Origin of the sequence: Bacteroides caecigallinarum (genome assembly GCF_016901995.1) — a bacterium.
Classification (GTDB): Bacteria; Bacteroidota; Bacteroidia; order Bacteroidales; family Bacteroidaceae; genus Phocaeicola; species Phocaeicola cellulolyticus.
This window is the reverse complement of the sequence record NZ_JACJLE010000235.1, coordinates 1-219: the sequence shown is the minus strand read 5'-3', so window position 1 is coordinate 219 and position 219 is coordinate 1. Positions and strand designations below refer to the sequence as shown.

The window sequence follows — 219 nt, the reverse complement described above, 5'->3', positions numbered from 1 at the left end:
GTGCGTAACAGCTCACTAGTCGAGGAATTTGGCGTGGATAATAATCGGGTATCAAGTTGTCTGCCGAAGCTATGGAATCATTAATGATTGGTAGGGGAGCATTCCATTCAGCGTTGAAGGCGTGGCGCGAGCCACTCTGGAGCGTATGGAAAAGCAAATGTAGGTATAAGTAACGATAAAGGGGGTGGGAAACCCCCTCGCCGAAAGACTAAGGTTTCC

The 219-nt window shown here is 48.9% G+C and carries 1 rRNA gene; it reads left to right on the top strand.

What is annotated here, in order from left to right:
• A 23S ribosomal RNA gene (locus H6A61_RS15780) occupies window positions 1–219 on the top strand; the annotation flags it as partial.